Below are 16,349 nucleotides of genomic sequence, written 5' to 3' on the forward strand. Positions count from 1 at the left end.
ATACTTGAGGCTTAAAAAGGGAATTTTAAATCTTATTATAAAGAAGCACGTTTAATTAACCTAGAAGGTATAATTACCTGAGTAGTACTCTCATTTTTAATATGTTTTGCAGCCAGCTTTGCCATTTCATTAAAATCCGTAGAAATAGTAGTAATACCTCCAAAAACAATCTCTTTAGAAACATTATCGTTTTGGGAAAGAATACCAATATCTTCACCAATACTTAATTTTTTTCGCACGGCATCACGTAAAATATGCCATAAAATAGTATCGCCTAAGGCAAAATAAAGATTGCCTTTGGCGGCAGATCCTATGGTATAGTTGTTCTTCACCATTCCGTTAACGGAATGTTCTTTTAAAAATCTTTCAAAGGTATTTTTGATACTTATAGGGGAAAAATCACTTTCCTCATTAAAATAAAGTATAATTTTAGAATACTTTTTTATTTCCGGAAGTAGCTGTACCAATGAAGAGTAGATTACATTTTCAAATTCTTGAGAAATATATGAAAAAGACTTTCCTAGATTTAAATAACGATCTACCACCAATAATTTTTTAGCTTCAATATTTTGCAATAACTGGGTCACCTTTTCATGCTGTATGGGTGCAATTACATACATACCATATTTACCGTTAATATTGGTGAGTATTGTTTCAAAAACGGTAAGATTATTATGGTGAAAAAAAACATCGATTTGAAATCGTTTACCCATTTCTTTTCTAAATGTTTTGTAAAATTCCTCTTGGTAACTTTGAAAAGCGAACAATAACAAAGCCATTCTTTTGGTGATATTCGTAGCCTGACTTATAACAAAATACCCCTTTAATTGTCTAGACTCAATTAAGCCTCTGTTCTTTAATTCTTCATAAGCCTTAAAGATTGTTTTTCTAGCATATCCAATCTCCTCAACCATAATGTTTATAGAGGGTAGTTGATCACCTACCAGTAATTCACCATCTTCAATAGATTCAATGACACCTTGAACCAATTGCTCGTGTTTTGTAAGATTGTTGTTGTGGGTCAGGTTTAAAATTTTACTAATAACCGCCATAAATTCTAGTCAAATTTGCAGCCGTCAATATACAATTTAATAAAAGACATCAAAATTTTGTCAAGGATATATAGTGCTATTGCACATGGCAATTCTACCAAAAAGCAAGGAAAATAAGCTTTTTTGAGTATTGAAGAATAATTAACAAAATAAACTAATGGTTGTATTTTAATAATAATTTATGATCTAAATCATAATTTGAAAAAATAAGCTACCAAAATTTATTAAATTAACATTTATTTATATATTTGTTTGCAGTAGCATAGTGTATCATAGTCTTTTTATCTCAAAAGCTTCCTGAAGAGATTATAATATCCGTGCCAGCTTAATAACTAACAACTGTAAGAACTAACTTTATGAATTATCAAAAAAACTTTCCTAAGTTTTCCATGATTCGAAATCATGCGAGCTTAACGATGATTTTATTTTTTAGTGGATTTCTTTTTATGAACCTCCACGCACAGACGACCGTGTCCGGAACTGTTACTTCGGCATCGGACAACATGCCGTTACCAGGTGTTTCGGTCATTGATGCAAACAACCCAACGACTGGGGTACAAGCAGATTTTGATGGTAACTTTACCATTACCGTAGATGATGGTAGTACCAGTTTACGATTTAGCTACATTGGTTTTAAGGCAGTGGTGGTACCGGTAAACAACCAAAGTACCATTAATGTATCACTTGAAGAAGATGTTGCCAACCTAGACGAAGTTGTAGTCGTTGGTTACGGTACCCAGAAAAAGGCAACGGTAACAGGTGCGGTAACAGCTGTACAAGGACCTGTACTTGAAAGTTCTCCGGCCATTAGTGTATCTAACTCCCTTGCAGGTAGACTACCAGGTGTTGTAATTGTTCAGACCAGTGGAGAGCCTGGTAATGACGAATCTAACATTAGCATTCGTGGAACGAACACATTGGGTAACAACCAGCCATTAATTGTAATTGACGGTATACCAGATAGAGATGGTGGCATAGGTCGTATTAACCCAGATGATATTGCAAATATATCTGTACTAAAAGATGCCTCTGCAGCTATTTATGGGGCTAGAGCGGCAAATGGTGCAATTATCGTTACCACTAAAACTGGTAAGCCCGGTAAAATGCAGATCAATTACAAAGCAGATTTTGGTATAACCAGACCAACAAGAACTCCAGAAATGGCTAGTGCTGTAGAGTACCAAACTATTATGAACGAATTGGCGATTTTTAATAGTAACATTCCATCTTCTCAGTGGGGAGCGGCAAATACGGCTTTTCAAAACTCTGGAAGTTATACCATTCCAGGAAGCGACCCGGCAGAAACCGTAAACGCTGCATTTAGTCCAGAAACGATTAATAACCATAGAACGAATGCCGATCCATGGTTATACCCAGATACGGATTGGTTTGGCGCTACTTTTCAAGATTGGGCAGAACAACAGAGACACAACTTATCCATAAGCGGAGGTAATGAAGATTTAAAGTACTATGCCTCTATAGGTTATGCAGACCAAGGTGCTATCTATAAAAATTCGGCGAACAGATACCAACAATATAATTTTAGAATCAATACCGATGCTAGAATTAATGACTATCTATCCACTAAATTAAGTATGGGATATAGAAAGGAAGATAGAACCTTTCCTACTGAAGGTGCAGGTGCTATTTTTAGAATGTTAATGAGAGGTAGACCTAACGAACCTGCAATATGGCCAAATGGCTTACCAGGACCTGATATTGAAAACGGGCAACAGCCAGTGGTCGTTACTACCAATGCTACAGGTTATGACAAACAACCAACCGATTATTTACAATTTACCGGTTCCGTAGACATTACAAACCCGTGGATAGAAGGTTTGAAAATGACTTTATTGGCTGGTGTAGATCAAAGTCAATTACGTAGAAAATTATGGCAGACACCTTGGACACTTTACTCTCTAGACCGCGCAAACTATATTGCTACCGGGGTACCGGAACTTAGCGGTTCTATACGTTCCAACTTTACGGATGCAAGATTATTACAATCATCTAACAACGTTTTAAATACCAACCTTACCGGTTTGTTAAGTTATGACAAAACAATAGGTGATAATCACACTATTAATTTATTGGCAGGTGTAACCCGGGAAAATTTTCAAGGAGAATTTTTCTCGGCTTTTAGAAGAAACTATCTTTCTACAGCAGTTGACCAGCTTGGTGTTGGTGGCGAAATTGCACAGGAAACCGATGGTTTTGGGTATAACCGAACACGTTTGGGTTACTATGGTCGTGCTCAATACAACTTTAAGGAAAAGTATTTAGCTGAGTTTATTTGGAGATATGATGGTTCATATATATTCCCAGGTAATGATCGTTTTGGATTCTTCCCAGGTTTATTGGTTGGTTGGAACATTAATAATGAAGATTGGTTCAACGTAGATTCTATAAGCTACTTAAAGTTAAGAGGATCTTACGGTGAAATGGGTAATGATCAAGTTTCTTTTGACACAAACGGTGATGGCGAAATTACTGATGACGAATTACAGGAATATGCTTACCAATCTATTTATGAATTTGGTCAATATCCAATTAACGGACAAGTACAGACAACATTGTTCGAAAATCTTTTAGCCAACCCAAGTTTTACCTGGGAGCGTGCCAAAAACTATAATATTGGTTTAGATGGTATTGTACTAGATGGTAAACTAAGTTTCACTTTAGAATACTTCTTGAACAAGCGTGATCAAATACTTATTCAGAAAACTGGTTCTACACCAGGATCTTCTGGTATTTCTACACTACTACCACCTGTGAATGCAGGAAAAGTAAACAATGAAGGTTTTGAATTCGCATTAAACTATTTTGGTGGAAATGTAGAAGGATTTAAATGGGATGTTGGTGTTAATGGAGGTTATGCACAGAACACAGTTGAGTTCTTAGACGAAATTCCTGGTGCACCAAGTTACCAATTACAAGAAGGAAAGCCTATTGGTTCCTATTTAGTATATGAATCTGACGGTGTCTTTATTGATCAGGCTGCCATAGACTCAAATCCACTGGATTACAGTGCCGTTAAGCCTACATTAGAGCCAGGAGACATGAAGTTCAAAGATATTAATGGTGATGGTGCCATTAATGATTTAGATCAAGTTAGGTTAAAGAACAGTATTAATCCTAATTTCAACTTTGGTGTTACTTTCAATGCTTCTTATAAGAATTTTGACCTTTCGGTATTATTGCAGGGAGCAACAGGTGCTAAATTATTCATCCAGACAGAATCTGGTGATATTGGTAACTTCTTAAAATACAGCTTCGATAATAGATGGAGTCCTGATAATCCAAGTAGCGTTCATCCAAGACTTGCAAGTCGTGGAGACACCTATTATACCGGCGGTGATTATGGAAACAACACCTATAATCTTTTTAGTAAAGATTACCTAAGGCTTAAAAATGTTCAATTGGCATATAACTTCCCTTCAGAAATGATTGAGCAATTTGGCTTATCTAATTTTAAAGTATATATGAGCGGTCTAAACTTGGCTACATGGGCAGCTCAAGATATATATGATCCTGAATCGACTAGTAATAATGGTCAGTTTTATCCACAACAGACTATTATCAATACAGGTTTTAGTTTAACATTTTAAAAAAAAATCATGAAAAAAGAAAAATTAATACTTTTAGGATTACTGGCCCTAGCGCTGGTTCCTATTTCGTGTAATGAAGATTTCTTAGAAACGCAGCCATTAGATTCAATTTCGGCAGATGCTACTTGGGCAGATGGGGCGTTGGCACAAGCATTTGTATTTAATGTGTACGGATCCCTCGGCTATGGAGGATTTGAAGAAGAAGGTCTGTCTTCATTAACGGACGAAGCAATGTTTACACACTCCGGTAGAGGAGTCAATGTTATTACAGAAGGTTCTCTTTCCCCATCAGGTACGGGAAATGTGAATATCATTCCACAATGGAACGAGTTATATTCAGCCATTAGAAAAGCGAATATAGCCATACAAGAATTGCCTAACTCAACCTTTGATGACCAGACTCTAAAGGATAGGTTACTAGGAGAGGCTCATTTTTTAAGAGCTTATTACTATCATCAATTAATGCGTTACTATGGTGGAGCCCCATTAATTGACACGCCATATGGACTAGATGATGACTATACTATAGCTAGAGGAACCTATGCCGAAAACGTAACCTTTGTGACCGATGATCTAGACAGGGCTATATCATTGTTAGATGGTAAAGAAGTTACTCCAGGTAGAGCATCTATGCTAGGTGCTATGGGATTAAAATCTAGAGTGCTGACATATGCAGCGAGTGATTTACGCGACGGACCTACTGCGAGCGCTAAATCGGCAACATTGGGTGCATATTCAAATTTAGAACTGGTTGCATATACTTCTGGGGACAGAGATGCAAGATGGAACGCTGCAAAAACTGCTGCCAAGGCTGTTTTAGACGCAACTACCGGTTATAAACTAGATTTAACGGAACCTGCAAGTGCAGAAGAAGCAACACAGACCTACATCTCTATTGCTATGGGAGGTGGAAGTGCCGTTGGTGATGCTGCTGCAAGGTCTGAACTATTGTTTGAAAGAACACACTCACCTTTGTTTACTCAAGAAAGTAACTGGCCTTTAGGTGGTATTCACCAAGGAATAAACAACGGACCTAATGGCTACCACAACTGGGCAGGGAACACACCTATTCAACAATTGGTAGACGACTATCAAATGATGGACGGTTCGGATTTCGACTGGAGCAATGAAGAACACGCAGCTGCTCCATATGAGAATAGAGATCCAAGATTGGCCGCTACCATTCTATATGACGGCGCACCTTGGAAACCTAGACCGGATGATGTTGCTTCAATTGATCCTTATGATGAAATACAGACAGGAACATACGCAGACGGTAGCGGTGGAATAATACCTGGTGTGGACATGAGAGATTCGCCCATTGAAAACTGGAACGGAAGTAGAACTGGATATTATGTAAGAAAGTTTATTGATCCAGACCCATCTTTGGTAGATAACCAATCTAGTGCCCAAGTAGTACCTTGGCCGTTTATCAGATATACTGAAATCGTATTGAACTATGTGGAAGCATCTATTGCACTAGGCGATGAAGGCGAAGCTAGAAATTGGTTAAATAAAATTCGTTTTAGAGCCGGTATGCCCGCAATTTCATCTTCAGGTAACGAGCTTTTAGAAGATTACATCAACGAAAGAAGAGTTGAGTTAGCTTATGAAGAGCATAGATACCATGACGCAAGAAGGTGGATGATTGCAGATCAAACACTTGGTAGAGGTATTAAGGTAATGAAAGTTAGTGCAACTTTAAAAGCAGGTGCTACACCAAGGACACCATATAAATATGATCCAACAGTGTATGATTACACCTATACGGTAGTTGACAATAATGATAACGAAACCAGAACTTGGGACGATAAAATGTATTTCATGCCTATTAGTAGAGATGAAATCAATAGAAATAACCTTTTGATTCAGAATCCAGGTTATTAGTTTAGTTTAAATTGAGTTAAATTAAAGATCTATTCCTTTTTGGAATAGATCTTTTACTTTTAAACAAATGACAAAAAATCAAATCTTCTATATCCTTTTAATTTTCCTAATACACCAAAGCTGTACCGAGAAAGTTAAAAAAGATGAAACCCCTTCAACAATAAATAAAATTGAAGAACCTACCCTATTCACTCTTTTGTCAGAAGACGAAACGAAAGTAACTTTTCAGAACACTTTAAAAGAAGGATTAAATGCCAACGTATTGGTATATGAATACCTTTATAATGGTGGTGGTATTGCTACTGGAGACTTCAATAATGACGGTCTTCAAGATTTGTATTTCACTTCTAACATGGGTGAAAATAAATTCTATTTAAACCAAGGTGATTTTACATTTAAAGATGTTACTAATACTTCTAAAGTTAGCGGTAGACCTGGACCTTGGAAAACAGGCATTACCTCTGCTGACGTAAACGGAGATGGCAAACTGGACCTCTATCTTTGCTATTCAGGTGCCTTACCAGATGTAAAGCGTAAAAATCAATTGTTCATCAATCAAGGAAACGATGCCAATAACGTACCTATTTTTAAAGAACAAGCGGAAGAATATGGTTTGGCCAGCGCTGCTTTTAGTAATCAAGGATATTTTTTTGATTATGATAAAGATGGTGATTTGGATATGCTTTTACTAAACCATAATCCAAAGTCTTTACCCGTTTTAAACGAAGTAAGCACTAAAAAACTTCTCAATAAAGACGACCCTCTTCAAGGTATACGTCTCTTTGAGCAAAAAAGAAATACGTTTGTTGATGTAACTGTAAATGCCGGCATCAGTGGCTCTGCACTTACCTACGGTTTAGGCATAGGTATAAGCGATATCAATAATGATGGTTGGCAAGATTTCTATATTTCCAATGACTATACAATTCCTGACTACCTGTACATCAATAATAAAAACGGAACGTTTACTGACCAATTAGGGGAACAAATGGGGCATACAAGCCATTTTTCTATGGGTAACAATATTGCAGATATCAATAATGATGGCCTACAGGATATTTTCACCTTAGACATGCTGCCTAAAGATAATAAGCGTCAAAAACTATTATTGTCACCTGATAATTATGAAAAATTCGATTTAAATATTAGAAGTGGGTTTCACCATCAATACATGAGGAACATGCTTCAGTTGAACAATGGCGATAACACCTTTAGTGAAATTGGACAACTAGCCGGTATTTCAAACACAGATTGGAGTTGGGCTCCCCTCTTTGCAGATTTTGATAATGACGGTTTTAAAGATTTATTTATTTCCAACGGATATTATAGGGATTATACCAATTTAGATTTTATCAATTACATGGATAGTTATGTACAATCTAAAGGTAGGCTACAACGACAAGATGTTTTGGAATTGATAAAAGAAATGCCAGCTTCAAACCTGACCAACTTCTATTACAGCAATAATGATGGACTAAATTTTAGCGATAAAACAGACAAAGCAGGTGTTGACCAACCAGCTAATAGTAACGGTTCAATTTATGTTGACCTGGATAATGATGGTGATTTGGACCTAGTGGTGAACAATATAAACAAACCGGCTTTCATCTATAGAAATGATACTAAAAAAGAAAGCACCCATCAAATAAGTATTCAATTAAAAGGTGCTGATAAAAATACCAACGGTATTGGATCAAAAGTAAGTGTATATAGCAAAGACAAAACTCAAGTTGTAGAACAAATGCCTACACAAGGTTATCTTTCAACAGTTTCATCTATTTTACATTTTGGGTTTAATGATGTTAGCATTATAGATTCCGTAACGGTTCAATGGAATTCAGGTAAAACTGAAACCTTAAGGGAAGTTGCCACTAATCAATTATTGGTTTTAAAAGAAAGTAATGCTACCAAAACCGCTATCTTAAAAGATAAATCTAAACCTTTATTTCGTAAAGTACCTAATGCAATTAATTACACGCATCCATCATCTTCAATGAATGACTTTAAAAGACAATCATTATTATTAAAACAATTATCACATTACGGTCCGCCCATGGCTAAAGGCGACATTAATAATGATGGACTAGAAGATATTGTTATTGGAGGCGGTATTGGTCAAGCTACTGCCGTGTATATTCAGAATTCACAAAAAATGTTTAATAACAGAACAAGTGCTGATCTTGAACAGGATCAACAATATTCAGATACGGACATATCACTGATCGATATTAACAAGGACGGAAATTTAGATGCATATATTGCTAGTGGTGGTTATCATAAACTGGCACCGAACGATCCATTACTACAGGACAGAGTTTATTTAGGTGATGGGAAAGGAAATTTTAAAAAATATGAAAATGCCTTACCAAAAATGTTAACCAGTACCGGGTCCATAACATTCTCTGATATTAACAATGATTCATATATGGATATCTTTGTGGGCGGCTATAGTATACCGGGGCGTTTTCCTGAAATACCAAGAAGCTATATTCTCATCAATGATGGTACAGGAAAATTTACCGACCATACCGAAACAATACAACCGGAACTGAAAAATGTAGGAATGGTTACCGATGCCGTATGGGCAGATATGGATGGTGACCAACAAAATGATCTGATTGTAGTTGGGGAGTGGATGCCTATCTCTATTTATTTGAACAAAAGCGGGAAGTTGATAAATGAAACGCATAATTTTTTCAACGAATCTTTATCCGGTTTGTGGACAAGCCTTCATGTTACCGACCTAAATAAAGATAGCAAACCAGATATTATAGCAGGTAATATTGGTACAAATACGCAATTTAAACTAAGTATTGAAAGACCTGCCGAGCTGTATTATTCCGATTTTGACCATAACGGTTCAATAGACCCTATTTTAAACTTTTATATAGATGGCAAGAGCTATCCGTATGTGACCAGGGACGAGTTACTAGGTCAACTTTCTGGAAAACGCCAAATATTTAATAGCTATGAAAAGTATGCCGTAGCAACCATAAATGATATTCTCGATGAAACTGAATTACAAAAAGCAAAAAAATTGGCTATTACGCATCAAAAAACAACAGTTTTAATGAGCAATAAAAGTGATAGATATAAAAACATATCATTGCCAATACAAGCACAATACTCCCCTATTTCCAGTATTGTTAGTTCAGATTTTAACAACGATGGTATTATGGATTTACTACTTTTAGGAAACAATGATTTTTATAAATTAAGAATTGGAAAATTTGATGCTAATTATGGTACTGTGCTTCTGGGCAAGGCTGATGGCAACTTTAAGTACCTACCACAGACACAATCAGGATTATCCATAAAAGGTAGTGATACCCATGCACTACTCATAAATAACGAACTTATACTTACAAGTTACGGTGCAGCAACCGAAACTTATCAACTATTAAAATAGCTTTTTAATTAACCATGACTTTTTTCAGTAAATCTAAATACATAATAACCTTTGTAGCTCTTATTGTACTTTTTACATCATGTACTACCAAAGAACAGCCCAAATTAAGCGAAAAGGAAGTTGCCTTAGAGTGGGCCAACATGACTTTGTTCATTACCAGATATACACCGTCAAATTCACCCACTTTTGCTTCTAGGGCATTTGGTTATACGGGCTTAACTATGTACGAAACCACTGTACAAGGTTTTCCTGATTATAAATCAATGGGCGGGCAGTTAAACGTCTTTGATCAACTCCCAATAGCGGATGCCTCTAAAGAATATAATTGGGTACTGGCACTAAATGCCGGACAATCGGAAATTCTAAAAAACATCTACGTACAAACCTCCGAAGAGAATATTCAAAAAATAGATTCATTAGAACAAGTAATTTACAATCAATTTACAACGGATGTTGATCAACAAACAGCAGAACGTTCCGTGGCATTCGGTAAAAAAGTAGCGCAAATCATTTTTGAGTGGTCAAAAACCGATGGCGGACATAGAGGATATTTGAAAAATTTTGATAAGACCATGGTGCATCCGGACAGACCTGGCTCTTGGAAACCACCCCTATTTGCACAATCTTTTAGTCATCACCCATTACACCCACACTGGGGTGAAAATAGAACTTTTGCATCTAAAAATAAAGCGATTGAAGACCCAAAAATGATTCCGTATGACACCACGCCTGGTTCAGCGTACTATAAACAATTTGAAAATGTATATCTCAAGGATTTAGAATTGACCCAATTAGAAAAAGAAGCAGCCATTTGGTGGGGAGATGACCCAGATGTAAGCTTTACACCACCAGGACATTCTTATTATTTTGCAACCTTGGCCGTAGAAGGACATGACATATCGCTTATTGAAACTACACAGGTCTATGCACAGGTAGGCATGGCCGTATCGGATGCGTTCGTGAACTGCTGGAAATGGAAATATCAATTTTTTACCGAGAGACCAAATACTTTTATACCAAAATATATAGATGAAGAATGGGAGTCTTTTTGGCCTGACCCACCATTTCCTTCCTTCCCTTCCGGGCATGCAATACAAGCGGCTGCCGCAGCAACCGTTTTGGAGCATAATTTTGGAAAGGAATTTACTTTTACGGATAGAGCTCATGAAGGCAGGGAACGTGATGAATTAAAAGAAACCGATTTTGTTATTAGATCTTTTGATAGCTTTTGGGATGCCGCTCAAGAAACGGCAGACTCAAGATTTTATGGCGGTATACATACGCAATTAGATAACGAAGTAGGATTAGAAAAAGGCATTGAAATAGCAAAAAACGTTTACGGCCTAGAATGGAAGAACACAAATGAAAAATAGATTATCATCACTTACTTTAACACTAATATTATTTGTTACCTGCGGCAAGTTTGCCAATGCGCAACAAAAATTTGTAGATGTTACCGCCGAAGCTGGTTTGGACCACCAATACGAAGTATACGAAGGAACATTTGGCGGCGGAGTTACCGTTTTTGATTTCAATAAAGACGGATTTGAAGATCTGTATATTACTAGCGGTATAAAATCTGACAGACTTTACCTTAATAATGGTAATGGTACGTTTACGGATGTTTTTAAAGGATCTGGTCTAGAAGTAACCAATGAGTATGTAACCCAAGGTGTTGTAAGTGCAGATATTAATAAAGATGGATACAGGGATCTGTTCATTACAACCATTACTACTACAGATGGCAAAAATGTTATACCAAGAGCTAAAAATTTACTCTTCTTAAATAATGGAGATGCTACATTTAAAGATGTCACTAATGAATACGGCTTAGAGGACTTAAACTCTTTCAGTACAGGACCAAGTTTTGGAGATATTGACGCAGACGGATATCCTGATTTATTTGTTGGTAATTATTTTCAAGAATTTACCGGTAAACTGGGCATTATAAAAGACGCAACCATAGTAAGTGCCAACCAAACAGCTAGAAGCTACTTACTAAAAAATGAAGGTGGCAAAAGTTTTAAAAATGTATATGATGAATATGGTTTAGGTCATAAAGGTTTTGGCTTTGGTGGGGTTTTCACGGATTATGATAATGACCAAGATCAAGATTTATTGGTAAACCAGGATTTTGGATATAAGGCCGTCCCTAATTTTCTTTATCAAAATGAATATCCAGACGATCATTTTAAGGATGTTAGTGAACAAACCGAAATGGATTTAAAGATAAACGCAATGGGTGCTGCTGTTGGTGATTACAACGGTGACGGGTGGATGGATTATTACATTACAAACATCAAGTTCAACATGCTTATGGAAAACCAAGGTAATGGCAAGCCGTTTGTAGATAAAGCGAAAGAATTAGGTACATATAACCTAGCCATTAGTTGGGGCGCCAATTTTGCAGACTTTGATCATGATGAAGATTTAGATCTGTTTGTTTCGAACGGAGATTTGAACCCCAATTGCACGCCTATGGGCAATTTCTATTTTGAGAATAATGATAACACATACACCGAAAAAGGAAGAGAACTAACTATTAACGATTACGGAATAGGTAGAGGATCGGTAATTTTTGACATGGATAATGATGGTGATATGGATTTGTTGGTGGTAAATCAACAACCGATCTTAAATTACCCAATCCCATCTACCACCCGCCTGTTTAGAAATGACATTGCCAATGGTAATTGGTTAAAAATAGCATTAAAAGGTATTGAATCTGAAGCTAATGGTATTGGCTCTAGAGTTACGATAGTTGCTGATGGAAAGAGAACTATTAGGGAAATAGATGGCGGTGGATCTAGTCACTTATCACAAAACTCTGTTATTGCGCACTTCGGTTTGGGAACGAATAAAAAAGTAGATTCCGTCATAGTTAATTGGACAGGTGGCAATACTCAAGTATTGACCAATATAGAGGCAAACCAACAACTAGAAATTATTGAGGTCAACAGCCCCAAAAAACAAGCCTTTACCTTATGGTACATTGTGGGGGGCTCCATCCTTCTCGTTTTATTTTACATTATATATAAAAAGAGAAGATAGCAACTAGCTATATTCTATGTAACGTTTTTAAGTTATAGACCCCATGTCCATATCTTATTCCCACGTATTCTATACATTAGTATCTTCTATGTACTGATGCCATCCTTAATTAGTTCATAAAAACACAGCACATTATTAAATTGTAAAACTTTGGAAACTTTTTAAGTTTCTATAGTTTCCTTATGTATATTTGCAGCTGTTATGAAAGAAAAAATTAGGGAAACGGCTTCACAACTTTTTTTGGAACGCGGTTTTAAGAGTATTACCATGGATGATATTGCCAAAGAAATTGGTATATCAAAAAAAACGATTTACAGCGAATACGGCAACAAAACTTCCCTTGTGGAAGATTGTGTAATGAACAAATTTTGCCACTTAAGTGATGGCATAGATTTAATTATAGCGATGGAGAAGAACGCTATAGAAGAATTATATGAGATCAAAAAATATGTTATGTCTCATTTAAACGACGAAAAAAGCTCTCCGCAATATCAATTGATGAAATATTATCCCAAAATTCATAAAAACCTAAAACTAATGCAATTCGATAAAATGCATAGCTGCGTGTTATTAAATGTAGAACGCGGACTAGAACAGGGTTTATTTAGGGATAACATTGAACCTGAGTTTGTTGCTAGAATATATTTTACCGGCATGAACAGTATAAAAGACCAAAACATTTTTCCTCTAGACCAATTTCCAATAGCCAAACTTATGGACTCGTTTTTAGAATATCACCTAAGAGGAATTGTCACCCCAAAAGGAAAAACCATTTTAAATAACATCATCAATTCAAATCAAGAATAAATGCGAAATCAATTAGTAATATTAATCTTTATTCTAAGTATTAGCTTGGGATATTCACAAGAGCAAACATCCTCCTTCACCCTAGAGGAAGCTATTACGTATGCCTTAGAGAACAACTATTCGGCCATTAATGCAAATAGGGATATTATAGATGCACAAAAGCAAAAATGGGAAACTATTGCAACCGGTCTACCTCAGATAAATGGATCTGTAGGGTACTCAAACCAATTAAAGCAACCTGTTACGTTATTACCTGCAGAATTAGTTGGTGGAGCAGCAGGGGAATTTATTCCCGTAGTATTCTCTCAACCACAATCAATGACCGCTACCGCTACCCTTACACAACAAATTTTTGACGGTTCCTACATTGTTGGGGTTCAGGCAACAAAAGCTTTCTTAAGCTATAGCGACAACAATAAAGAAAAAACAGAATTAGATATTAGAAAGCAAGTCGTAGAAGCATACGGCAACGTTCTATTGGCGGAAGAGAGTGTTAAAATTTTAGAGAAAAATAAAGCAACACTAGAAAAAACACTTTATGAAACTACCAAATTATTTGAAAACGGATTAGGAGAAGAAGAAAGTGTAGACCAACTTCAAATTACATTATCATCTGTAGAAAACCGATTACAAAACGCCATTAGACTACAGGAAATTACACTTCAAATGCTAAACGTTAGCTTAGGTTTGGACTTAAACGCACCTACACAGTTAAAAGACAACTTAGAGGACCTTACAGTTTCTAAAATGAACCTTAACATTCTTAGTACAGATTTTAATATTGAAGATAACGTAGATTACAAACTTGCAGAAAATTTAAACGAACAACGTTATTTTGAATGGAAATTAGCTAGAAGCCGTGCATTACCTACATTAAATGCATACATTAATTATGGTAGTGCCGCCTACTCAGAAAATTTTGATTTTTTCAATGGAGACCAACAGTGGTTCGATTCTTCTATACTTGGTCTAGACCTGAATATTCCAATCTTCAGTTCTTTAAAAAGAAGTGCAAGCACACAACGTGCAAAAATTGCATTAGAAAAAGCAAAAACACAATTGACCGAAGCAGAGCAACAAATTAGACTTCAGTTAGAAAATGCCAAGAACAATTTCACCTTGGCCATAGATAACTATGAAACTGCAAAACAAAATCTAATGCTATCTGAACGAATAGAAAACAAGAACCAGATAAAATATAAAGAAGGTTTGGCTACCAGTTTTGAACTAAGACAAGCACAAACACAACTCTATACCACACAACAAGAATTTTTACAATCTATGGTAGAGGTCATCAATAAAAAGACCGAATTAGAAATTATTTTAAATACAAAAGGCTAAATAATCAATCACTAAAAATACAATCATGAAAAAAATACTAGTTTTATTAATTACGACCATAGGCATTTACTCGTGCGGTGGTGGTGAGCAAACGGTAGCCGATATTATAGCGCAACAAGACCTAGAAGCAATAAGAGCGAAGAAAAATGAAATTACCGCTCAGCAAAAAGTGATCGATGCCCAACTTAAATCATTAGATTCTGCTATAGGAATTTTAGGTAATGAAGAAAAGTTGCCTTTGGTAAATACATTGACCGCAAAAAAAGAAGTATTTAATCACTATCTAGAATTACAGGGCGATGTTTCTACCAAACAAAATGTTCTTATTTACCCAGAAATGGCGGGTACGCTACAAAGGGTTTATGTTAAAGAAGGTACTAAAGTTTCTAGAGGTCAGGTATTGGCAACTATTGATGATGGTGGTATGTCAAGCCAATTAAGTCAATTGAAAACGCAAGCTGAATTAGCTAAAACTACTTTTGAACGTCAAGAGCGTTTATGGAACCAGAATATTGGTTCAGAAATACAATTCTTACAGGCAAAAGCCAATTATGAGGCTGCTGAAAACATGGTAGCGCAAGCACAGAGCCAATTAGGAAAATCTACAATTAGAGCTCCTTTTTCCGGTATTATCGATAATGTTATCAAAGAACAAGGTACAGTGGTGGCTCCTGGTCCAGGGTCAGAAGTATTCCGTATTGTAAATCTATCTGATATGTACATTGAAGTTGAAGTTCCGGAATCGTACATAGACAATGTAACCAAGGGGAAAGAGGCATTGGTTTATTTTCCGGTTTTAGGTGACAGTATCGTTACAAAAATTAGGGAAACCGGTAATTTCATAAATCCTTCCAACCGTTCTTTTGAAGCTGAAATACCTGTACCGAACAAAGCGGGAAGAATAAAACCAAATTTAACCGCAAAGGTTGCTATAAATGATTATACAAGCGACAATGCCATATTAATACCAACAAGTATAATTTCTGAAAATGCAGATGGCGAGCAGTATGTTTTTGTTGCAGAGGAACCAAATGCGGATGGCGAAGCGGTAGTAAAAAGAAGCGTTATCAAAACAGGTAAAACCCAAGGGGCCAATATTGAAGTATTATCCGGTTTAACCGATGGTAACCAAATTATAAAAGAAGGTGCCAGAAGCGTTAAAGATGGCCAAAAAGTAAAAATCAAAAAATAAAT

At 36.2% G+C, this 16,349-nt stretch carries 9 protein-coding genes; 8 read left to right on the forward strand and 1 reads right to left on the reverse strand.

Annotated features, from left to right (window positions below; genetic code table 11):
* Positions 1-35: 35 nt before the first annotated feature.
* Positions 36-1,052, reverse strand: coding sequence for a GntR family transcriptional regulator (locus PXC01_RS00140; RefSeq protein ID WP_276470353.1), 1,017 nt, complete (start codon positions 1,050-1,052; stop codon positions 36-38).
* 416 nt (positions 1,053-1,468) lie between these two features.
* On the opposite strand from PXC01_RS00140, the gene PXC01_RS00145 reads away from it, so the two are divergent.
* From PXC01_RS00145 to PXC01_RS00180, 8 genes are all read left to right on the forward strand, one after another.
* On the forward strand, positions 1,469-4,660 hold the full coding sequence (locus tag PXC01_RS00145; RefSeq protein WP_276470354.1) for a SusC/RagA family TonB-linked outer membrane protein: 3,192 nt from the start codon (positions 1,469-1,471) through the stop codon (positions 4,658-4,660).
* 9 nt (positions 4,661-4,669) lie between these two features.
* Positions 4,670-6,547 (forward strand): RagB/SusD family nutrient uptake outer membrane protein, encoded by a 1,878-nt coding sequence (locus PXC01_RS00150; RefSeq protein ID WP_276470355.1) that lies wholly within the window; start codon positions 4,670-4,672, stop codon positions 6,545-6,547.
* A 67-nt stretch (positions 6,548-6,614) separates the two neighbouring features.
* Positions 6,615-9,956, forward strand: a complete 3,342-nt coding sequence (locus tag PXC01_RS00155) for a VCBS repeat-containing protein (protein ID WP_276470356.1) — start codon at positions 6,615-6,617, stop codon at positions 9,954-9,956.
* A gap of 14 nt (positions 9,957-9,970) precedes the next feature.
* The gene (locus PXC01_RS00160) at positions 9,971-11,329 is read left to right on the forward strand and encodes a phosphatase PAP2 family protein (protein ID WP_276470357.1); all 1,359 of its coding nucleotides are present in this window, start codon (positions 9,971-9,973) and stop codon (positions 11,327-11,329) included.
* Entirely contained in the window at positions 11,319-13,007 is a 1,689-nt protein-coding gene (locus PXC01_RS00165; protein ID WP_276470358.1) for a CRTAC1 family protein, read from the forward strand. The genes PXC01_RS00160 and PXC01_RS00165 overlap by 11 nt, the downstream gene beginning before the upstream one ends.
* Positions 13,008-13,208: 201 nt before the next feature.
* Positions 13,209-13,814, forward strand: coding sequence for a TetR/AcrR family transcriptional regulator (locus PXC01_RS00170; protein ID WP_276470359.1), 606 nt, complete (start codon positions 13,209-13,211; stop codon positions 13,812-13,814).
* A complete protein-coding gene (locus PXC01_RS00175; protein WP_276470360.1) occupies positions 13,815-15,155 on the forward strand; it encodes a TolC family protein in 1,341 nt (446 codons plus the stop codon).
* 25 nt (positions 15,156-15,180) lie between these two features.
* Complete coding sequence (locus tag PXC01_RS00180; RefSeq protein WP_276470361.1) at positions 15,181-16,347, forward strand: efflux RND transporter periplasmic adaptor subunit; 1,167 nt, start codon at positions 15,181-15,183, stop codon at positions 16,345-16,347.
* Positions 16,348-16,349 lie beyond the last annotated feature (2 nt).

This window comes from Maribacter huludaoensis, assembly GCF_029350945.1.
Lineage (GTDB): Bacteria > Bacteroidota > Bacteroidia > Flavobacteriales > Flavobacteriaceae > Maribacter > Maribacter huludaoensis.